The sequence below is a fragment of the Flavobacterium sp. YO64 genome, from assembly GCF_004119505.1.
Classification (GTDB): Bacteria; Bacteroidota; Bacteroidia; order Flavobacteriales; family Flavobacteriaceae; genus Flavobacterium; species Flavobacterium oncorhynchi.
In genome coordinates, this window is the sequence record NZ_NRQV01000001.1 from 286,862 (window position 1) to 307,571 (window position 20,710).

The window sequence follows — 20,710 nt, forward strand, 5'->3', positions numbered from 1 at the left end:
TTGAAATATTTGATATATTTGTGTTGAATTTTAACATTTTCAAAATATGCTGAAAGCCGAGAGACATAAATATATAATGACCAAGCTCATTGAAGAACAGAAAGTTGTCACCACAGATTTGGCTTTGGCTCTGGATTTGTCAGAAGATACAATTAGAAGAGATTTGAATGAATTGGATAGTAAAAAACAGCTGGAGAAGGTGTATGGCGGGGCTATTCAGGTAACAGAGAAATCTGTTGATCTTTTTAATATTGCAATCTCTGCTGAAGACGAAAAGAAAAAAATTGTAACTAAGGCATTGTCATTATTGCATGATGACCAAGTTATTATAATGAGCGGTGGAAGTACCAATTTGGTTTTTGCAAAATTAATTCCTTCAGATTTAAAAGCGACTATTTATACATACAGTTTACCAATCGCAATGCAATTGTCACAGCATCCAAATATTGATTTAATATTTATTGGCGGTAAAATGCAAAAAAACGCAATGGTTACAATTGGTATGGACGTAATTCAAGTTGTGTCTAAAATTAAAGCCGACATTTGTTTTATTGGCGCCAGTAGTATTAATATCAAACAAGGTCTTACGGAAGTTGGGTATGAGATCTCAATTGTTAAGAAAGCTATGATAGAAGCATCTGATAGAGTTGTTTCAATGTTTTCTTCAAATAAATTAAATACTAAAATGCCGCATGTTGTTTGCGATCTTAATCAATTAGACACTATCGTAACAGAATTGGATCCCGAAGATGCAAGGTTGGAAGAATATAAAAAATCAGGCGTTTTTATATTGTAGCTAACTTTTCGATTAGGTTTTTATGCATTATGTTGCGTTATTTTGATTTTATTTTGTTAAATCACGCAAAATAATGAAATCGGTTTGTTTTTTGTATATATTTGTTAAATTAAAGTTTGCCATTTGTATTAAAAAACAAAACTCATTCAATGCCCGATTCTTTCCAATTACAACAATTATCCGATTCCCTAGAAGGCACACTTTTGTATGATGATCTTCATAAGAAACTGTATGCAACAGATGCTTCTGCTTATAGAATTATGCCTGAAGCCGTTGCGATTCCTAAAACGGAAGAAGATATTGTAAAAATCATTCGCTTTGCTTCACAAAACAATATTTCAATAACACCAAGAACCGCAGGAACTTCTTTGGCGGGTCAAACCGTTGGAAACGGAATTATTGTAGACGTTTCTAAGCATTTTACTAGAATTGTTGCTTTTGATGCCGAAAAGAAAACCATAACAGTTCAGCCCGGAGTAATTCGAGATGAATTGAATTTATATTTAAAACCTCACGGATTATTTTTTAGTCCAACCACTTCAACCACAAACCGATGCATGATTGGCGGAATGGTGGGGAATAATTCATCAGGAACAACCTCAATTCGTTACGGCGTTACCCGCGATAAAATTGTAGCGCTAAAAACAGTTTTAAGTGACGGAAGTATTGCCGTTTTTAAGGATTTGACTTCGGCAGAATTTATAGAGAAGACCAAAGGCGATTCGCTCGAAAATAAAATTTACCAAACCATTTACAAGGAACTTTCGAATAAAGAAAATCAGGAAGAAATTAAGAGAGAATTTCCAAAACCTGAAATTCACCGAAGAAATACAGGTTATGCAATTGATGCATTATTGAAATCAGAACTTTTTTCAGGAACAGAAGATACAATCAACTTAGGGAAATTACTTTGCGGAAGCGAAGGAACTTTGGCATTTACAACCGAAATTACTTTAAAAGTTGATGATTTGCCGCCAGTAAACAATATTATGGTGGTAGCACATTTTCATACCATTCATGAAAGTTTAGAAGCGGTAGTTACAGCAATGAAACATCATTTATATACTTGCGAAATGATGGATGACACGATTTTAGATTGTACCAAAACGAATAGAGAACAATCAAAAAACCGATTTTTTATTGTGGGAGAACCAAAAGCAGTTATTATGCTTGAAGTAGGATCGCATATTAGTATGGAAGATGCCGAATTACAAGCCGATGCTTTGATTAAGGATCTTGAGGATAATAACTTTGGATATGCATTACCTAAAATTTACGGAGCCGATATAGATAAAGTAAATGAGGTTCGAAAAGCAGGTTTAGGACTTTTAGGAAGTATTGTAGGCGACGATAAAGCAGCCGATTCTATTGAAGATACGGCAGTTGAACTTAGTGATCTTCCAAATTATATTGCTGATTTTGCTGCGATGATGGAAAGACACGGGCAAAGCGCAATTTATTACGCTCATGCTGGAGCGGGAGAATTGCATTTACGTCCGAAGATAAATTTAAAAACAAAAGAAGGATTACACCAGTTTAGAAACATATCCACAGAAGTGGCTCATTTGGTGAAAAGATATAAAGGTTCGCTAAGCGGTGAACATGGTGACGGAATTTTAAGAGGCGAGTTTCTGCCTTTTATGATTGGTGACAAAAACTATGAACTGCTGAAACGAATAAAAAAAGCATTTGATCCTAACACCATTTTGAACGTTGGGAAAATTGTAAACGCTTCTAAAATGGATGAAAATCTTCGTTTCGAAGCGGGAAGGGTAGAACCGGAAATTAAAACCATTCAGGATTTCTCTGATAGTTTAGGAATTTTACGTGCTGCCGAAAAGTGCAACGGTTCTGGAGACTGTCGAAAATTACCTTCGGCGGGAGGAACTTTGTGTCCGAGTTATCGTGCTACTCGAAATGAAAAAGATACGACTCGTGCGAGAGCAAATGCACTAAGAGAATATTTAACCAATTCTGAAAAAGAAAATAAATTCGACCACGAAGAATTATATAAAGTATTTGAGTTGTGCGTGAGCTGTAAAGCCTGTGCCAGCGAATGCCCGAGTAATGTAGATGTAGCAACTTTAAAAGCCGAATTTTTATACCAATATCAAAAAGCAAATGGATTTTCTTTTCGCAATAAAATTTTTGCTTTCAACTCGAAATTGAATAAGTTGGGAAGTATTGCACCATCAATGACCAATTTTGTTGCCAATTTACCTTTGGTTAAAAAAAGCATGGGAATTGCTCCTGAAAGACAAGTACCGCTTTTGGCACCCAAAACTTTTAAAAAATGGTACGAAAAAAATAAAAAAGCAGCAGAAAATAATTCTTTTAAAAACGGAAAACTATACCTTTTTTGTGATGAGTTTACCAATTATTATGATGTTTCTGTAGGTATCGATGCCTATGAATTATTGACGGCTTTAGGTTACGAAGTAATAATTATAGATCACGAAGAAAGCGGAAGAGCCTTTTTATCAAAAGGTTTTCTCGAAGAAGCGCAGGAAATTGCCAATAAAAATGTGACTATTTTCAAAGATTTAATATCTGAAGATATTCCGTTAATCGGAATCGAACCATCGGCAATATTGACGTTTAGAGATGAATATCTCCGATTGGCAAAAGATAAAGAAAGTGCTGAAAGGCTGTCTAAAAATGTTTTTACTGTTGAAGAGTTTTTTAAAGCAGAAATTACAAAAGGAAAAATTCATTCTGGACAATTTTCGGATACAGCAAAAACGATAAAGATTCACGGACATTGTCATCAAAAGTCATTAAGCACCGTTGAAGCTTCTTTTGCAATGCTGAATGTACCTAAAAACAGTTCGGTTACAATTTATAATTCAGGATGCTGTGGAATGGCGGGTTCATTTGGTTATGAAAAAGAACATTACGAAATTAGTATGCAAATGGGAGAAGACACTTTGTTTCCAAAAATCAGAACAACGGAATCGACAACGGCAATTGCGGCTGCAGGAACCAGCTGCCGTCACCAGATTTTTGACGGGACAAATAGAAAAGCAATGCATCCCATAACAATTTTAAGAGATTGTTTGAAATAAGTTTTTCAAATTTGATCTTCTAACAGTTTAAAACAAGATTTTATGAAAAAAGCAATCTGCACTTTACTTCTGACACTCGTATTTTTTTCTGCAAAAGCGGCTAAAATTGATACGATTCAGGTTTTTAGTGCATCGATGAATAAGAACATAAAAACCTGTGTAATTGTTCCTGATGGATATAAAAAAAGCAAAAAGAAATTCCCAGTCGTGTACTTGCTTCATGGATACAGCGGGAATTATGCTACTTGGGTAAAAAGTTTTAAAGAAGTTGGTAAACAAGTTGATCAATACGGTTTTATTGCCATTGGCATTGATGGAAATTATTCAAGCTGGTATTTTGACAGTCCGATAGATCCTGCTTTCAAATACGAAACTTATGTTGTCAATGAATTAATTCCTTTTATAGATAAAAAGTACAAAACAGTTGCAACTCGCGAAGCTAGAGCCATAACAGGTTTAAGCATGGGCGGACATGGAGCTTTGTATTTGTCTTTTAAACATCAGGATGTATTTGGTGCAGCAGGAAGTATGAGCGGCGGTGTAGATTTTCGCCCGTTTCCCGAAAAGTGGGATATCAAAAAGCGACTTGGCTCTATAACCGAATTTCCTGATAATTGGGATAAAAATACGGTTACTAATATGCTTGACTTGGTAAAAGACAACCATTTGAAATTGATTATAGATTGCGGTGTAGATGATTTTTTTATTGATGTAAATCGCGAACTGAATAAAAAAATGCTGGAGTTAAAAATAAATCACGATTATATCGAACGCCCAGGACAGCATAATATAGAATATTGGGAAAACTCTTTAAAGTTTCAATTGTTGTTCTTTAATAATTTTTTCAATCAGAAAAATTAAAGTTAAGTAAGAGATTGTGTGTTGTGATGTTGTAAAATGAAAAAGAGCGCATATATTTTGGTTGGTTATCCTAACAGGTTTTCAAAACCTGTTAGGTTTTTTAGCCACGAATTAATCTAGCTAAATCTGTGTAAAAAAAACAGCCACTGATTAAAGGGATTAGAATGATTTTTGTTTGCCACTAATTACACGAATTTCCACAAATTAAAATCTGCTGAATCTGCGTGAGAAAAAAAAGGATAAAGAAAAAAACAGATTAAAGATAATTTAGCGAACATTGCGTAACTCTTTGCGATCTTTGCGGTTAACCTTTTCTAACAACAATATTATACACTAACTATCTTAAATAATAATTTATGAAAAGTCTAAAATTACTAATCCTAATACTACTGTTTCAAACGAAACTTTTCAGTCAGGAATCACCAAAAAGAGAAATGCGTGCCGCTTGGATATCGACCGTAGACAATATCGATTGGCCATCAAAACCGGGATTGTCAGACAAGCAGATGAAATCTGAAATGATTACCATTCTGGATAATTTACGATCTAATAATTTGAATACTGTTATTTTTCAAATTCGTCCAACTGCCGATGCGTATTACAAGTCGACAAAAGAACCGGCATCGCATTGGATAACAGGAATTCAAGGCGTTGCTCCAGGATTTGATCCGCTGCAAATGATGATTGATGAAGCTGGAAAAAGAGGGATGAATGTTCATGTCTGGCTAAATCCGTATCGTGTGCAAAAAGATACTGTTAAAGAAGTATTGGCTAAAACTCATTTGTATTTTAAGAAACCAGAATTATTTTTGACGTATGGAAAATCAAGATATTTTAATCCAGGGTACAAAGAAACCAGAGATTTTGTTGCTTCGGTAGTCGGTGAAATAGTTCGAAATTATGACATTCAAGCGATCCATATGGATGATTATTTTTATCCATACAAAATCGAGGGACAAGAGTTCCCAGATGAAAAAGCTTTTGCAAAAGAACCGCGACAATTTAGAGATAAAGACGACTGGCGAAGAGACAACGTCGATTTAATCATCAAACAAATTCGAGATACCATAATTGCTAATAAACCTGAAGTCGAATTCGGAATTTCACCTTTTGGCGTTTGGCGAAATATTGCAAAAGATTCAGATGGTTCTGATACCAGAGCAGGAGCTACTAATTATGACGATTTGTATGCTGATATCTTGAAATGGCAGAAAGAAAACTGGATAGATTATATTACACCGCAATTGTATTGGCACATTGGTTTTGACAGAGCTAATTTTGAAGTTTTAGCAAAATGGTGGGCAGCGCACAAATACGGAACTAATGTGTATATAGGTCACGGCGATTATAAAATTTCAAAAACGGCAAAAGAACCAGAATGGAGAAGTCCGGATCAAATTGTAAAACAGATTGAAATGATTCGCACGATGCCTCAAATAGATGGTTCGATGCATTTTACAGCAAATTCATTTCTTAAAAAAGGAGATACATTAAGAAATGCTCTTATCGAAAAACAATACAAGTATATTGCTTTAACGCCTGAAGCGAATAGGATTACGAGAATAAAACCGCAAGTGCCGACAAATGCTGTGATTGCACAAAAAGGAGATAATGCAACGCTTACATGGAAAGCAGGAATAAATGATAAGAAATATGTGGTTTATAAATTTCCAAAAGGAAAAATAACCGATTTTTCTAATCCAGCGAATATTTATTACGTAACAACAGCCGTAAAATTAGAGGTTTCAAATGCTGATTTAGAAAATTATGTTTATGCTGTTTCCGCTTTAAGTCAGACGCAAACGGAGAGTGCTCCAATCGAATTTATAAAGAAATAAAACAATGAGAAAAAATGTATTACTGATTGCTGTTTTTCTTATTTCGTTAAGTACGATACAAGCACAGAAATTTGAGTCGGCAAAAGTAGAACGAAACGAAGTTTACATTGATTCGATGATGACTCATGCGCTTGAAAAAGGTTTTTTTCCAGGAGCACAAATTATTGTAGGTACAGGAGATTTTAATCTGATATCCAAAAATTATGGTTACCATGATTATACTAAAAAACAATTAGTAAAAACGGACGATGTTTTCGATTTGGCTTCGATGTCTAAAGTTTTAGGTGCAACGCTTGTTACCATGCGTTTGGTTGGAGAAAATAAAATAAAGCTTACAGACCAAGTAGGCAACATTGTTCCGTTTTATAAAAATACAGCCATTGCCGATTTAACTCTTTTTGAACTATTAACGCATACTTCAGGATTAAAAGCAAGTATTACTTTTTATCAAAGTCTGCTTTCAACGCCTGACGGTTCTCCTTTATTGAGCGATAAAAAATCAGAGAATTATCCCGAATTGTTTGATACAATGTATGTAAACAAGAATATTGTTTATGATTCGAATTATCTTTCTTTTGTTCCTAAAGAAAATTGGATTCAGATTTATAAAAATATGTGGTTAAATCCTGAATTTTATAAAACGGTTTACGAGCAAATTTCGGTTGCAAACACTAATACAAGAGGGAAATATGTTTACAGTGATCTGAATTTGCTTTTGGTAAAACAAATGATCGAAGCAAAAACAGGAAAGAAACTGGATCAATTGACAAATGAAATTTATACAGAATTAGGCATTTCGAAAATTGGATATAATCCGCTCAAATGGACTTCGATAGAAAATGTAATGCCAACTGAACTAGACAATTTTTTTAGAAAGGACACTATTAAAGGATATGTTCATGATGAAGCGGCTGCTATTTTTAGCGGTGTTTCTGGAAATGCAGGTTTGTTTGCAAATGCAGAATCGATTGCTGTTATCTGCAAAATGCTAATGAACAATGGAAACTATAAAGGAAAACAAATCCTAAAAGCAAAAGTGGTAAAAGAATTTACAGATTCTCCTCTTGCCAAAGCGGGAATCTATCGCGGTATTGGTTTTGATAAACGAAAACCGGATGAGTTTTTTAAAGCGAATGATTTTGGACATACTGGTTTTACAGGAACTTTTTTCTTTATGAATTGTGATACTAACCGATTTTTGATTATTCTAACCAATCGCGTGAATCCAACAAGGACAAACAGGTTAATGTATAAAGATGATTTTAGTGCCAAAATTTGGAGACAAATCAATAAATAAAAGGTTAGCCGTCGATAAAATAGATTAAAATGGATTTTTGTTTGCCACTAATTACACAAATTTCCACGAATTAAATCTGCTTAATCTGGAAAATCTGCGTGAGAAAATACAGCCACAGATTGAAGGATTAAAATGATTTTTTTTGCCACGAATTACACTAATTTTCACTAATTAAATCTGCTTAATCTGCGTGAAATAAAAATAATTCGTGAAAATTAGTGTAATTAGTGGCAGATAAAGTGGCAAACAAAAGTAGTTTACAATGGGCAAGAATGTTTTTTGTATCTTTATTCATAGGATGAAATAGAAGTTTGGGTGTCAAACTTTTTTCTGAAAGAATAAAACAAAAGAGCTCAATCCTAAAAGTAACTATGATGACAGTAACTACAGAGCAGAATAATGAAGCGATAAAAAAGGTGTTACCCATTATTTTAGCGACTTCTATTTTTATGCAGATGCTGGATTCGACAATTTTGAATACTTCGCTGCCTTCTATTGCTAAAGATCTGCATGAGTCTCCGCTCGATATGCAAAATGCAATTATCAGTTATGTTTTAACACTGGCACTTTTTATGCCGGTAAGTGGTTTTCTATCGGATAAATTTGGCACGAAGAAGGTTTTTATTTTTGCTTTGTTTTTGTTCAGTCTTGGTTCTTTGTTTTGCTCTCTTTCTCAGAATTTGACACATTTAGTCTTGGCGCGAATCGTTCAAGGTGTCGGCGGAAGTTTGATGACACCCGTAGGAAAGCTGGCACTCATTAAAACATTTCCTAAAAAGGAATTACTTAAGGCGATGAACTTTGCCATAATCCCTGCTTTAATCGGACCGGTTTTAGGGCCTTTAGTAGGAGGTTATATGGTTGATTATTTGTCGTGGCATTGGATTTTTTTGATAAATATTCCGTTTGGACTTATTGGAATTATTCTAAGTTTGAAGTATATGCCCAATTATAAATCTAAGATAATCGATTTTGATTTAAAAGGCTTTTTCATCTTTGCGGCAGCTTCACTTTTATTGTCTATTTCGTTGGAATTATTTGGTAATACGGTTCGTGTTTCGCCGGTTTTAGTAATATTAATGTCGGGATTTTTAATGTTGTATTGGTATTATCGCCATGCGTCAAAAGACAATAATCCTATTTTTCCTTTAAATTTATTTCAAGTACGAACGTTTCGAGTAGGTATAGTTGGTAATTTGGCTACCCGTTTAGGGATTAGCTCAGTTCCGTTATTATTACCTATGATGATTCAGATTGCTTACGGACAATCGGCCGTTGTGTCTGGATGGATTGTGGCGCCTATGGCTCTGACCGCCATGTTTGGAAAATCGGCGGTGATTGGTATTTTGAACCGATTTGGTTATCGAAAAACGTTAATGGTGAATACTTTTATTATTGGTGTTTTAATTTGTTGCATGGCTATTCCATCTGTTCATACTTCGATATATTGGTATGTTCCTATTATTGCGGTATTGGGTTTCTTTAACTCGATACAGTTTACTTCGATGAATTCTATTTCTATTGCCGATTTAAGGCAATATCATACGAGCAGCGGTAATTCATTAATTTCGGTAAATCAGCAATTGGCGATTGGGTTTGGTATCGCTTTTGGATTGCTGGTTCTTAAAATTTTTCAAGGTGATGTAAAACTTATTCATAACGAAATTCATAATGCATTTAGATACACTTTTCTAGTGGTAGGTTCTTTAACTATTTTATCTGGATTGGTTTTTAGAAGACTGCATTTTAAAGATGGTGACAATTTGAAACCAGCCGATTAATACTAAATAAAAGCCTGTAGATTTTTAGTTTACAGGCTTTTTTAAATTTGAGAACAATTTTGTTTAACTGCCGGATTTAATAAAATTCAGATAACTTTCTTCTGATTCAAAATAAGCGACATTTCCTTCTTCGTTTAACGAAATAATATAAGCGGAAGCTTTATCCACTTTTTTACCAGTATGCGGATCTATGGCTGTTCGAACGCTTTCTTCGTTTGAAATTCGTTCTACACACATATTGCAGCAGCCGTAATACATTTTTCCTTCAAACGGAACTTCCATTTGTTTTTTGCCCATATGAATGTTGTTTACCATGCAGACTTCATCATTAGTTACATGAATTCCTTTTGGTGCAGCAAAGGTTTTTTTTACAGGTAGTTCAATGCTTTTTTGCGCAATAGTTTCTTGTTTTTTCTCTTGTTTTTGACATGATGCGATTACCAGAGCTATTGCTCCGATAATAAGGTATTTATTTACTCTTTTCATTTTTTTGTTTTTTAATATTTGTTCCTTCTAGTATTTCTTCAGTAGCTTTCATTAGTATTTTATCTTCTTCATTTAGTTCACCAAAAACTTCAACTTGATCGGCTAAAGCACGCCCTTTGGTTACGGGAATATTTTTAGTCAGACTGTTTTCAATTCGAATTACATAAACGCCTGTATTACTTTCTACCAATGCTGTTTTGGGTACAAAAAAAGTAGCTTCATTTGCCTGCAGCGGAAGCATTGCTTCTGCAACCATTAATGGTTTTAGCTCTTTATGAGCCTGCATAATATCGGCTTCAATTTTCTCAGAACGAAGCTTGAAATCTAAAACTCCCGATTTACGTGAAATTTTCGCCATATATTTTTTATTAGGAATAGAATTTATCTTAAAATGTATAGAATCTCCCAATTTTAAATACGGTGTATTGGCTTCTGGTATAGAAAGTGAAATACGCAGTTTTTTGTTGTCTTGTATCACTAACAAAGGTTTGTCTGAACCTTTACCCATCGGTCCTACATACGAACCTAAATCTACATTTCGTTCCGCAACAATTCCGTTAAACGGCGCTCTGATTATCAAATAATCGTTCATGACTTGTATTTCCTGATAAGCTGATTTTGCGGCTTCGAGTTGTGCTTGATCAGATAGTTTTCGAGCTGTTATTTGATCTAATGCATCTTTTGCAATTGCACCTTTTGTTTCATTAGCCTTAAACATTCTGTCATAATTTGATTTTGTTGCAATATATATAGCTTCCTGCGCTTTCCATTTTGATTTAGCAGCAGCCAATTGTGCTTGAATTTCGGGTGCTTCCAAAACCATGATAACTTGCCCCGCAGTAACTGTTGAACCAATATCTACTGACATCTTTTTTACATAACTATTGACTTTTGCATAAATAGAAGTTTCTCGATCAGAGATTAATTCGCCTGCAAGTTTTAAGGGAACTAATGGATTGCTTTTCTTTATAGAAATAGTTTCAAAACTTTGCATCATCATTGGCATTGCTGCCATTTTTTCTTCTTTTTGAGGTGTTGAATTGCACGATGCAAATACAATTCCTATTAAGATATAATATACTATTTTCATGATTTATTTTTCTAATGTTATATAATGAATGCTGTTTTCGTCTTCAGGATCTAGTGAAGAGGATTGTGTAGATGTTTTGTTTTGTATCCATACAAATACTAATGGTAACAGAAGCAATACACTAAATGAAGAGGCAATAAGTCCTCCAATTACAGCTCTTCCTAAAGGAGCAACTTGGTCACCGCCTTCGCCATGTCCAATTGCCATTGGAAGCATCCCTGCAATCATAGCTAATGTTGTCATGATAATAGGGCGAATACGTAATGATGCTGCCTGAATGGCTGAACTTAGAGCATCGCCGTTTTGTAAACGAAGCGATTCTGCATTACTAATTAATAATACTGCATTTGCAATTGATACTCCCACAGACATAATGATTCCCATATACGATTGCAGGTTTAATGTCGATCCCGTAAGTTTCATTAAAAGCAATGAACCTAAAATTACAAATGGTACTGTTGTTAAAATAACCAACGATACTTTGAAAGATTGAAAATTGGCAGTCAGCATTAAGAAGATAACAATAACGGCGATTAGTAATCCTGTTGCTAAACTGTTCATCGTTTCATCAAGTACAGGAACCATTCCAGATACTTGAATATTTACTCCTTTTGGTAATTCTCCAAGAGATTCTATTGCAGCTTGTACATCTTTTTGAGCGCGGCCAAGATCTGCATCATGAATATTTGCTGTTACTGGAGTGTAAGCCATTGTTCCAAGGTTATAACTTTCGCCCAACACTTTGGTTGGTGTAATTGTGGCAACATCACCAAGAACTGGGCGGTCTGAATTTTTTCCTAACGGAACATTCATTAGCTCATCTTTGGTATTTAGAATATTTTGCGGCGTTTGTACTTGCACATCATAGGCGATTCCCATCATTCCGCCAACCCACATATTTTTGCTGGTATAACGAGAAGAGGCGGTGATTGGAACTAACGAACGCGCGATGTCTTGCGCATCAATTCCTAATTGAGCAGCTCTTACACGATCAATATTAATATCAAAAGCAGGATAGTTTAAAGACTGCGGAATTTGTTGATCTCGCAAATAGTCAATTTCTTTTAGTTTAGCCAAAAGTTTATTGGCATACATAACGTTCATCTTTTTCATCATTCCCGAAAAACGAATTTCGATAGGCGTATTGGTTCCTTGACTTAGTATTTTTTCGGTAAGTTCTATTGGTTCGAAAGAAAAATGCAATTCGGGCATTTTCTCTTTCATATGTTTACGGATGATTTCTTTTAAAGCATTGGTATTTCCATCATAATCTTTTAGTGCAATTTGCATTAATGCTTCGTGCGGACCTGCATTGTATAAGTAAATAGGACTTACTGCAAACGAAGACGGATGTTGTCCAATAAACACAGATGAAATGCTAATGTGCTCTTTGCCAATAACGGTTTCGAGTTCTTTTAAAACTTGCTTTATTTTTAGTTCTGTTTTTTCAATTCGAGTGCCTTCAGGGGCTTTTATACGAACTTGAAACTGACTTGAATTTACGGTTGGCAATACATCTTTTCCTGTAATGTTGTACATTAAGAATACACTAAGCACGGCAATAATGAAACTTGCAATTAATATTGGTTTTCGCTTTGGCATGATAGATTGTAAGAACTTTACAAAACGATTTTTAAAACCATCAAATTTGTCTTCTTTGTGCGTGTGGTTTTCATTGCTTTTCATTAACCAGTTTGCCAATACAGGAACAAATGTCTGCGATAGAATAAAGGAGAATATCATCGAAAAACCAATTGCCAATGCTAATGGCATAAACAAGGAACCTGGTATGCCGGTCATCATAAATGCTGGCGCAAATACAGCAAGAATACATAATAAAATCAATAGTTTAGGAAATGCAATTTCTTTACAAGCATCTAAGATTGCTTTGGATTTTGTTTTTCCCATTGCTAAATGCTGATGGATATTTTCGATCGTAACCGTACTCTCATCAACCAAAATACCTATGGCTAATGCTAATCCAGATAATGACATAATATTGATACTTTGTCCAAATAATTTTAGGAATAATACTCCCGATATGATTGAAATTGGAATTGTAAGTACCACTATTAACGCGGCTCTTTTGTCATTTAAAAATAATAATACCATTAATCCCGTTAACACGGCACCCAAAACGCCTTCGGTAATTAAACTTTTTACGGCATTAATTACATAAACAGATTGATCAAATTCATAGGAAATAGTTACATCATCTGGTAAATTGTTCTGAATGGCGGGTATCGCTTTTTTAAGATTTTTTACGACTTCCCAAGTCGAGGCATTTCCAGATTTTGCGATGTTAATATATACGGATCTTGTGCCATTAATAAGTGCATAACCAGTCGTAATATCGGCACCGTCTTTTACAGTTGCTACATCACGAATGTAAACGTTATCGACTCCTCCTTTAAAAATTGGAATATTACCAAAATCCGCTACTTCTTTTATCGTATTGTTAGTAGGCGTTAAGTAATTAATGTCGTTAACATAAATATTTCCTGATGGCGATGTGATATTATTCCTGCTGATCGATTCAACAATTTGCTCAGGAGTTAATTGATGTGTACGCAGTTTATTAGGATCAATGTTAATTTCGATAGTTCTCGGGCTTCCGCCAAATGGAGGTGCCGTTGTTAATCCCGGAATCTTAATTAAAAATGGTCGTGCCGTAAAATTGGCAATATCCTGCAGTTCATTATTCGTTTTCGAATTACTTTTAAAAACCAATTGTCCAACTGGCTGTGAAGAGGCATCAAATCGAATAATAAATGGGGGCGGAGCACCTGGCGGTAAAAATACCTGCGAACGATTAGAAAGTGCATTAATTTCGGCAATTGCCTGTCCCATATCAGTACCTTCATAAAAATTAATTTTCATTAAGGTAAGTCCTTGAGTGTTTTTAGTTTCAATACTTTCGATTCCGCTTGTAAACAGCATCATGTTTACATACATTTTTGTAAAATAACCTTCCATTTGTTGTGGCGTATAACCATTAAATGAATGGGCGATGTATACGACAGGAAGATTCATGTCGGGTAAAATATCGACTTTAATTTCTTTAGCAGCTTTAATCCCGAAGAATAAAAGCCCCAGCACTATCACCATAATAGAGATAGGCTTGCGCAAGGCAAAACGTATTAAGTTCATAATTTTCGGGTTTATTGTATTTCGTTGAGTAAAATGTTTAAGTCGCCAGCAGCTGCAGCTTTAATCCATAAGGCCTGCCAAATATTGTTTTGAGCAATTTCGTATTCAATTTCTGCTCTGTTCAATGTGTAGAAAGATTGCGTTAAATCTACAATAGTGGTAAGTCCATTTTGATACAAAGCCGAATGTTGACGATAGGCATCTGCAGCAGCAGTAACTTGTGTTTTACTTTGCTCAAAAGTGGCGTAGGCATTTTTCAGCTTATCGTTGGCCAATTTTTGCTGCGCTGTTAATTCTTGACTCATATATTCATATTCATTCTGTAAAGACTGCGTTATGAATTTTTGTTCCCGTTTTTTAGAAGACTGACGGTATAGATTTGTCAGGTTCCAGCTTAGGTTTATTCCAACAAGATAATTACTGCGGTCTATTCCCACGGCATCAAGATAAGATCGATTAAAAGCCGAATTGTCTTGTACATAATTCCATTCAAAACCAGAGCCGCGTCCTTGCATTACTCCAAATGCAGAGATGCTTGGCAGACCAAGAGCTGTTTGCAGTTTCTCTTGATTCTCACTTTTTAAAATCGCGCTTTGCTGCCATTCTAATATGGGGTGTTTGCTAAGTTCTACAGTCGATTCTAAAAGTGAGACAGGTGTTGTAGTTGTAAAAAGGCTGTCGAGTTTATAAGTTTGATAGTCTTCGCCTAACATTACCGCCAGCGATTTAGACTGGTCGAGTTCCATATCGTACGCTTTTATAACTGCTGCCTTTGTGTTGGCAACTTCAGCTTTGGCTAACGAATAATCGACTTCTGGAAGTAAACCGCTTTCAGTACGGCTTTGCGTAGTAGTTTCTACAACTAGAGCACGATCAAGATTTTTTTCTTGAACGTATTTAATACGCTGGGCGGCGAGAAGGTTTAAGTATGCTGCACCCACTTTTACTTGATGCTGGAATTTTACCTGATCCAGATCTTTTTGTGCCTTATTTTCATCGGCTTTGGCAATTCCTATTTGGTTTTTAATTTTACCAAAAGTGAATAAATTCCAATTGATATTAGCGAGATAAAGAGAACCAAAAGCGGCATTCCAGTTTTGATCGGGTAATGGCATAGACGTTGCAGCGCTGCCCAATCCTCCAAAACTGTACATTGGCCCGTTTATGGCATTTATAGTACCATAACTTTGCTGCGCCATTACCGTAAAGTCTGGTAAATAAGTGCTTTTTTGATAAGAGATATTTTCTTTGGCAGCTTTTACAACTGCTTCTTTAGCTTTTATTTTTTCAAAATTCTGAATCGAACGTTCAAGAGCATTAGATAATGTTACCGTTTGTGCAAGCAGATTTTCTGAGACAAAACTGAACACTATCAATGCAAAGCATTGCATTTTCATGATGTGTATTTAAAAATTAGACAATAGAAATCTGACAACATTTCTTTGAAAAATGCTGCAGTTTATTCAATTGCTAAAAATCAAATTCGGTAAACGCAGTAAAAAATATAAAGAGGATTGCTCTTTAGAGGAATAAATGCACTAAAAAAATAGTGTGGTTTATTTACTTTAGGTAATAGAAGACCAAGTATTGTCTCGTGAATCGAAACAGGTACTGGCAGATCTAAAGTTTTAAAAGCAACATCTTTAACAACTTTTTGGTGTGCTTTTTCAGTAATTTGGTTCAGCTGTGTTTTATGTTTACAGCAGTTTTTGCTTTTTGGTAAATTTTTTGCAGCACATTTTGGACATATTTTTCCTGTATGCGCGCCCGAAAAAAGACTTGTTTCCTGCTTTACTCCTTTACAAAAATGAGTGATCGTGGTAAAGCCTGACGACATTACCAGATAAAAAACCGAAAGAAGTATGAGAAGTGCTTTTTTCATAATTAACTGCAAAGTTGAAGATATTAAGGGATAAACAATTGTATAATTTTGGAAGAATTTTGTAAAATTTACGAACTGTATTTGCCGCTTTTTTTATTCTGTTGTTTCCAGTTTTTCTGGTTTCAAGTTATAACTTGAAACATCTTATTTTCTGTTTAGCTGTTTGATTTTATTAATTTTGAGAATCATGGCTGTAACAATTATAGATTGTTTTTTTAAAACTGAATTTAGGAGTTGGTTACAGAAATAGAAAATTTAGAAACAAGCATATTTATTTACGTCGTAAGATTTATTTTAAAATAATGAAAGAGCCTTATCTAGAATAGTTAGGGCTTTTTTTGTAGAAAATGATTTGCGAATAGTTGAGGTTTTTGTGTAGAACTTATATGCACCTTAAAAATAAATCAGAGTTATGAATTTAATTAAAAAAGGGTTTATTCTATTGTTTAGTGTCGCTGCAATGCAAACTTTAAGGGCACAACCTGCGCCGCCGCCTTATACAATGGGATTTATTCCGGCATCGATTACAGAGGGAGATTTTGCTTTTCCGATATATGATAAATGGCATTTAAGCGGTCAAGCCGATTTTCAATTGGTAACGCAAGGTGCTTATACCAACAAGAATCCGTATGAATATACGCAGCGTGTTGTAGTAAGACCATGGATTGTATATTCAGGTTTTGAAAATATGAAATTTTGGCTTGGTTACGCGCACAATCAAAAATATGAGGTTGAAGAAGCAGGAAACTACGAAACACTAGAGCAAAGACTTATATTAATGGGGACTTTTTCGCAGAATATGCCAAAAGGAACAATCTTTGAACAAGTGCGATTTGAAACTAAATTTTTTGATGACCGAAACGGAGTTCATCGAGTAATTCCGCGATTAAGAGCAAGATTTGGAGTGAATCACTTTCTGCGCCAAACGAAAGAAAAACCGCTGTTTGTTGCGCCAAATATTGGTTACTATGCAGAGCTGATGCTTAAGTTTGCACCAAAAGATTATGCCAACGAGAATTTTGATATTTTTAGAATGTCAGTTTACTATACAGCAGGGATTTCAAAAAACCTGCACTTTCTAGCTGGAGTTATCGGACAGATGCAGCTGCGCACAAACGGAACTCAATTTGATGTTTATTATGGACCTGTCGTGTCAATGAAATATAGCATAAGACCTAAAGAAAGAGAAACTTTTGATAGTGTTGACGGAGGTGCAGATTAAAAACTACGAGTTTAACTGCCGCTTTTATAGAGGTTTAAATAAGAATAAAAAAAGGGAACAGTCTGTTTGACTATTCCCTTTTTTAAAATTGAATACCTAAAATTATTTTACTCTAAAAGTAACTCTTCTTACTAGTTTTCTAGCTCCATCAGAATCTTTGTTTACTGAAGTGTCTTCACCAGCTCCAATAACATTTAATCTTGAAGGATTAATATTAGCTTTTATCAATGTGTTTTTTACATTGTTTGCTCTTGCAGTTGATAATTTATCATTGTGAGCAGATTTACCAATTTCGTCTGCGTGCCCAATAATGTCAACTGAAGCAGTAGGATTGTTTCTTAAATAAGTTAAGATAAAATCGATACCTTCTGTAGAAACATTTGTTGGCGTAGATTTTCCAAAATCAAAATAAGTACAAACGTAGTTGCTGTTGATTAAGTTTTTAACCAATTCATTGTTGTTTAAAATTGGCGATTTATCAGTGTTGCTTCCGTAAGTTTTTAATAAATAGCTTTCTAATTCGTCAGGAACATTGTTGTTGTTTACATCAATAGATTTTCCTTTAGTGTTAACCATTACACCAGAAATTGTGTTTGGCTCTTCGTCTAAATAATCCGGCACACCATCTTTGTCTGTATCCAGCATAGAAGTTTCGATGTCAGTAATTCTTTGTTTCAATTCATCAATCTCAGATCCGTTATCGATTACCCAGTCAGCATGTTTTTCATTTTTACCTAAATAAACCGTTACACCAACAGTTCCGTTAAAAATGATTCCTGAAAAACCTCTAGAATTAGAAGGCGTTGCAGCATCAAAAGTTACGTTTTGAGATGCGTTAAGGATAGTTGTAAAATCTCCAGTTAAAGCAACTCTGTTTGATAATTTAATTTGACCAGTAATACCAGCCATGAAGTTACCCATTCTGTCTTTTACAGCCGAATTTTCGTCTTCTAATTGTGCCAATCCAAAACCAGCATGACCAAGTAAACCAATCGTGTTAGTCCATGTTTCAAAATTCATGATACGACCTAAGTTAGCTACAGCCTGAATGTCTGCTCTGTAATATTTAGTATCAAAATCTATAGAATTGTTTTTTCCTGTAAAACTGTTGTAACCAAAATCAGCTTTAAGACCAAATTTGTTATTAAACATATATCTAACTCCTAAATCTACTACATAAGGACTTGGTGTAGAAGTGAAATAGTTTGCAGACATAGGTCTTTGTGGTTTATTAAATCCTCCTCCTAATTCAATAGACCATTTATTGAAGTCATTTTTCGTTGTTTTCTCAGTTTTAGTCTGAGCACTTACAGTTGTTATTGCAGAAGCAAACAAGAAAGTAATTATGAATCTTTTCATTTTCATTAATTTTTTAAAATTTTCGGCAAAACTAAAAGACAATGTTGGTTCCAAAAAATGGGCAGTAAAAATTGAAGAGGATTTAAGAGCAAAACAAGCTGGAAGATGAAATTAATTTGAAAAATAAAAATCACTTATTCAGTTTGTTAGGGCTGATGTTTGAGAAATGTTATTTTTTTTCATTTTTTTTGCTGCGGCAAGTTTTTTGGAATAACAGAATTATTGGTTCGCTTCTTTCTATAGAAGATCTATAATTGTTTGTTGGGGCTTAACATTTTTTTATCGATTTTTATGAAAAAGCTATTCATAAAAATGAGTAATTTTGTAGAACAAATTCTACAATAACTGTGATAATGTTCTACGTAGAATTTTATTAAATCAAACTACTTTCGCAGTTGATTTAAAATAAAAATTAAATATTTTCAAAAAAAGTGAATTAAAATATGTAACTTGTTAAGGACATATTTTTTCAATTAAAAGACTCCCCAAATCTTTTAAATATTTATTGGTGATAATAGTTTATGCTGGTTTTACAAGGCTGTACTTTATTTTTTGTATAAAGCGGTTTTGATTTAACAGATAAGTATTGTCGTCTGAGAATTAAAATAGGAAGTCCTGATTTAAGATCTAAAAAATAATAATTATTTAAGTTGTAGTACATCATTCATGATGGTATTGTAGTAACCTAGTATTAAAACAATTTTATGAGTTAATGATTTTATAACTCATTAATTTTTTTATCATTTTAAAATCTAAAATTTTGGTTAGAAAGAATTCCTTGAATAATACATTTAGTTTATTAAAGCTAAAATTCAAACATAGAAAAATAATTCACTATACTTTATTGGTATGTATTATTTTGCTGCAGATAATTGCCATTGTTATTTGGAACAATGAAACTTCAAATGAATCTGAAATGTCAAAAGCATTGAGTTCTATGAATTCTATGAATAAGATTTCGAGTTTCACGAGCAAAATAAATAATTCGTTTTTAAATTCTCAAAAAAACTTTACTAATTATAGGGCCAATAAGAATAAGGCTTCTTTAGAGCAGTATACTGCATCGTTAAATGAAATAAGCCGATTGCTTGACAGCTTGAGTTTATTGACTAAAAACAATAAAGAGTTTGAGAAAATTCTGTTGGAGAAAAAACATTCAGAATCGAATATTCAAACTTTAAAATCGGAGATCGATTCTATTATTAGTTTACAGCATAATCCTGATAAAAATAGTGTTTCGAACGTGTTCAAATTAAATAAGTTTGAATACAAGAAAATTTTAGACAGTATTAAAACAGATACTTATACAAAAGTCGACAGTGTTTCTAAAAAAGGATTGTTTTCAAGACTAGGAGCGGCATTGGCTGGAAAAACTGATGTACAGAAAGAACAGTTAAATGTTACTGTTACAATGAAGTACAAAGATAAAGTAGTCACTGGCAGTATTGAAGATCAAATCGCTAATTTGTTTACTACAACAAATAACTACTACGAAGGGCAGTTTAAAAATTTGAAAAAACATTTTGAAAGTTTAAAAAATCAAGATTCGAAATTAACGGAGCTTAATAATAAACTATTGGCTTTAGAGAGCGAAATAATGCCGGTTTATAATAAGTCATTAAGCGCTCTTCAGGACAGTACTCAAAAACAGCTGCAGAATCAGTATGATTCGAATAAAATTGCCAGAAGTTATACACTTGCAGTCTTGATTGTTTTAATGCTTATCATATCGATTACCATTTTCTACTTTACTAGAATGGCATTTCAATATGAAAAACGATTGACAATTGCTCAAGCTCAAATTAAAGAAAGTTTGAACTTTAAAAATAGAATTATGGGAATGATCAGTCATGAAATCAGATCTCCGCTGAGTTGAATTTCTA

The 20,710-nt window shown here is 34.1% G+C and carries 15 protein-coding genes; 9 read left to right on the forward strand and 6 right to left on the reverse strand.

Going from position 1 to position 20,710, the window contains the following annotated elements:
* Positions 1–46: 46 nt before the first annotated feature.
* The 6 genes from BOW57_RS01265 to BOW57_RS01290 all read left to right on the forward strand — a co-directional run bounded on the left by BOW57_RS01265 (position 47) and on the right by BOW57_RS01290 (position 9,638).
* Entirely contained in the window at positions 47–796 is a 750-nt protein-coding gene (locus BOW57_RS01265; RefSeq protein WP_129022747.1) for a DeoR/GlpR family DNA-binding transcription regulator, read from the forward strand.
* A gap of 149 nt (positions 797–945) precedes the next feature.
* Positions 946–3,861, forward strand: coding sequence for an FAD-binding and (Fe-S)-binding domain-containing protein (locus tag BOW57_RS01270; RefSeq protein WP_129052762.1), 2,916 nt, complete (start codon positions 946–948; stop codon positions 3,859–3,861).
* Positions 3,862–3,903: 42 nt separating this feature from the next.
* A complete protein-coding gene (locus tag BOW57_RS01275; protein ID WP_129052763.1) occupies positions 3,904–4,722 on the forward strand; it encodes an alpha/beta hydrolase family protein in 819 nt (272 codons plus the stop codon).
* 356 nt (positions 4,723–5,078) lie between these two features.
* Positions 5,079–6,560 (forward strand): glycoside hydrolase family 10 protein, encoded by a 1,482-nt coding sequence (locus BOW57_RS01280; RefSeq protein ID WP_129052764.1) that lies wholly within the window; start codon positions 5,079–5,081, stop codon positions 6,558–6,560.
* A gap of 4 nt (positions 6,561–6,564) precedes the next feature.
* Positions 6,565–7,857, forward strand: coding sequence for a serine hydrolase (locus tag BOW57_RS01285; RefSeq protein WP_129052765.1), 1,293 nt, complete (start codon positions 6,565–6,567; stop codon positions 7,855–7,857).
* 371 nt (positions 7,858–8,228) lie between these two features.
* The gene (locus tag BOW57_RS01290) at positions 8,229–9,638 is read left to right on the forward strand and encodes an MFS transporter (protein WP_241687361.1); all 1,410 of its coding nucleotides are present in this window, start codon (positions 8,229–8,231) and stop codon (positions 9,636–9,638) included.
* A 63-nt stretch (positions 9,639–9,701) separates the two neighbouring features.
* Here the strand turns inward: BOW57_RS01290 and BOW57_RS01295 are convergent, their stop codons facing one another.
* The 5 genes from BOW57_RS01295 to BOW57_RS01315 form a co-directional block, all read right to left on the reverse strand.
* A complete protein-coding gene (locus BOW57_RS01295; RefSeq protein WP_129052766.1) occupies positions 9,702–10,124 on the reverse strand; it encodes a hypothetical protein in 423 nt (140 codons plus the stop codon).
* A complete protein-coding gene (locus tag BOW57_RS01300; RefSeq protein WP_129052767.1) occupies positions 10,108–11,214 on the reverse strand; it encodes an efflux RND transporter periplasmic adaptor subunit in 1,107 nt (368 codons plus the stop codon). Before BOW57_RS01300 ends, BOW57_RS01295 begins: the two co-directional genes overlap by 17 nt.
* A gap of 3 nt (positions 11,215–11,217) precedes the next feature.
* The gene (locus tag BOW57_RS01305; RefSeq protein WP_129052768.1) at positions 11,218–14,364 is read right to left on the reverse strand and encodes an efflux RND transporter permease subunit; all 3,147 of its coding nucleotides are present in this window, start codon (positions 14,362–14,364) and stop codon (positions 11,218–11,220) included.
* Between the two features lie 11 nt (positions 14,365–14,375).
* The gene (locus BOW57_RS01310; RefSeq protein WP_129052769.1) at positions 14,376–15,761 is read right to left on the reverse strand and encodes a TolC family protein; all 1,386 of its coding nucleotides are present in this window, start codon (positions 15,759–15,761) and stop codon (positions 14,376–14,378) included.
* Positions 15,762–15,841: 80 nt separating this feature from the next.
* A complete protein-coding gene (locus BOW57_RS01315) occupies positions 15,842–16,246 on the reverse strand; it encodes a hypothetical protein (RefSeq protein WP_129052770.1) in 405 nt (134 codons plus the stop codon).
* 412 nt (positions 16,247–16,658) lie between these two features.
* On the opposite strand from BOW57_RS01315, the gene BOW57_RS01320 reads away from it, so the two are divergent.
* Positions 16,659–17,468: a DUF2490 domain-containing protein gene (locus BOW57_RS01320; protein ID WP_129052771.1), complete on the forward strand. Its 810-nt coding sequence runs from the start codon at positions 16,659–16,661 to the stop codon at positions 17,466–17,468.
* A gap of 102 nt (positions 17,469–17,570) precedes the next feature.
* On the opposite strand, the gene BOW57_RS01325 is transcribed toward BOW57_RS01320, so the two are convergent.
* Positions 17,571–18,827 (reverse strand): OmpA family protein, encoded by a 1,257-nt coding sequence (locus BOW57_RS01325; RefSeq protein WP_129052772.1) that lies wholly within the window; start codon positions 18,825–18,827, stop codon positions 17,571–17,573.
* Between BOW57_RS01325 and BOW57_RS20940 the strand changes: the two genes are divergently transcribed.
* Positions 18,814–18,936 carry a hypothetical protein gene (locus BOW57_RS20940; RefSeq protein WP_256371859.1) on the forward strand — a complete coding sequence of 41 codons (123 nt, stop codon included), beginning with the start codon at positions 18,814–18,816 and terminating at the stop codon, positions 18,934–18,936. The genes BOW57_RS01325 and BOW57_RS20940 overlap by 14 nt on opposite strands.
* A 669-nt stretch (positions 18,937–19,605) precedes the next feature.
* Positions 19,606–20,703: a hypothetical protein gene (locus BOW57_RS01330; RefSeq protein WP_129052773.1), complete on the forward strand. Its 1,098-nt coding sequence runs from the start codon at positions 19,606–19,608 to the stop codon at positions 20,701–20,703.
* Positions 20,704–20,710 lie beyond the last annotated feature (7 nt).

What these genes read in the sequence shown, in the direction of transcription:
- BOW57_RS01275 (WP_129052763.1), top strand. Translation starts at nt 3,904, where the DNA reads ATGAAAAAAGCAATCTGCACTTTACTTCTGACACTCGTATTTTTTTCT.
- BOW57_RS01305 (WP_129052768.1), bottom strand. Translation starts at nt 14,364, where the DNA reads ATGAACTTAATACGTTTTGCCTTGCGCAAGCCTATCTCTATTATGGTG.
- BOW57_RS01315 (WP_129052770.1), bottom strand. Translation starts at nt 16,246, where the DNA reads ATGAAAAAAGCACTTCTCATACTTCTTTCGGTTTTTTATCTGGTAATG.
- BOW57_RS01285 (WP_129052765.1), top strand. Translation starts at nt 6,565, where the DNA reads ATGAGAAAAAATGTATTACTGATTGCTGTTTTTCTTATTTCGTTAAGT.
- BOW57_RS01325 (WP_129052772.1), bottom strand. Translation starts at nt 18,827, where the DNA reads ATGAAAAGATTCATAATTACTTTCTTGTTTGCTTCTGCAATAACAACT.
- BOW57_RS01290 (WP_241687361.1), top strand. Translation starts at nt 8,229, where the DNA reads ATGATGACAGTAACTACAGAGCAGAATAATGAAGCGATAAAAAAGGTG.
- BOW57_RS01280 (WP_129052764.1), top strand. Translation starts at nt 5,079, where the DNA reads ATGAAAAGTCTAAAATTACTAATCCTAATACTACTGTTTCAAACGAAA.
- BOW57_RS01270 (WP_129052762.1), top strand. Translation starts at nt 946, where the DNA reads ATGCCCGATTCTTTCCAATTACAACAATTATCCGATTCCCTAGAAGGC.
- BOW57_RS01310 (WP_129052769.1), bottom strand. Translation starts at nt 15,761, where the DNA reads ATGAAAATGCAATGCTTTGCATTGATAGTGTTCAGTTTTGTCTCAGAA.
- BOW57_RS01295 (WP_129052766.1), bottom strand. Translation starts at nt 10,124, where the DNA reads ATGAAAAGAGTAAATAAATACCTTATTATCGGAGCAATAGCTCTGGTA.
- BOW57_RS20940 (WP_256371859.1), top strand. Translation starts at nt 18,814, where the DNA reads ATGAATCTTTTCATTTTCATTAATTTTTTAAAATTTTCGGCAAAACTA.
- BOW57_RS01265 (WP_129022747.1), top strand. Translation starts at nt 47, where the DNA reads ATGCTGAAAGCCGAGAGACATAAATATATAATGACCAAGCTCATTGAA.
- BOW57_RS01300 (WP_129052767.1), bottom strand. Translation starts at nt 11,214, where the DNA reads ATGAAAATAGTATATTATATCTTAATAGGAATTGTATTTGCATCGTGC.
- BOW57_RS01320 (WP_129052771.1), top strand. Translation starts at nt 16,659, where the DNA reads ATGAATTTAATTAAAAAAGGGTTTATTCTATTGTTTAGTGTCGCTGCA.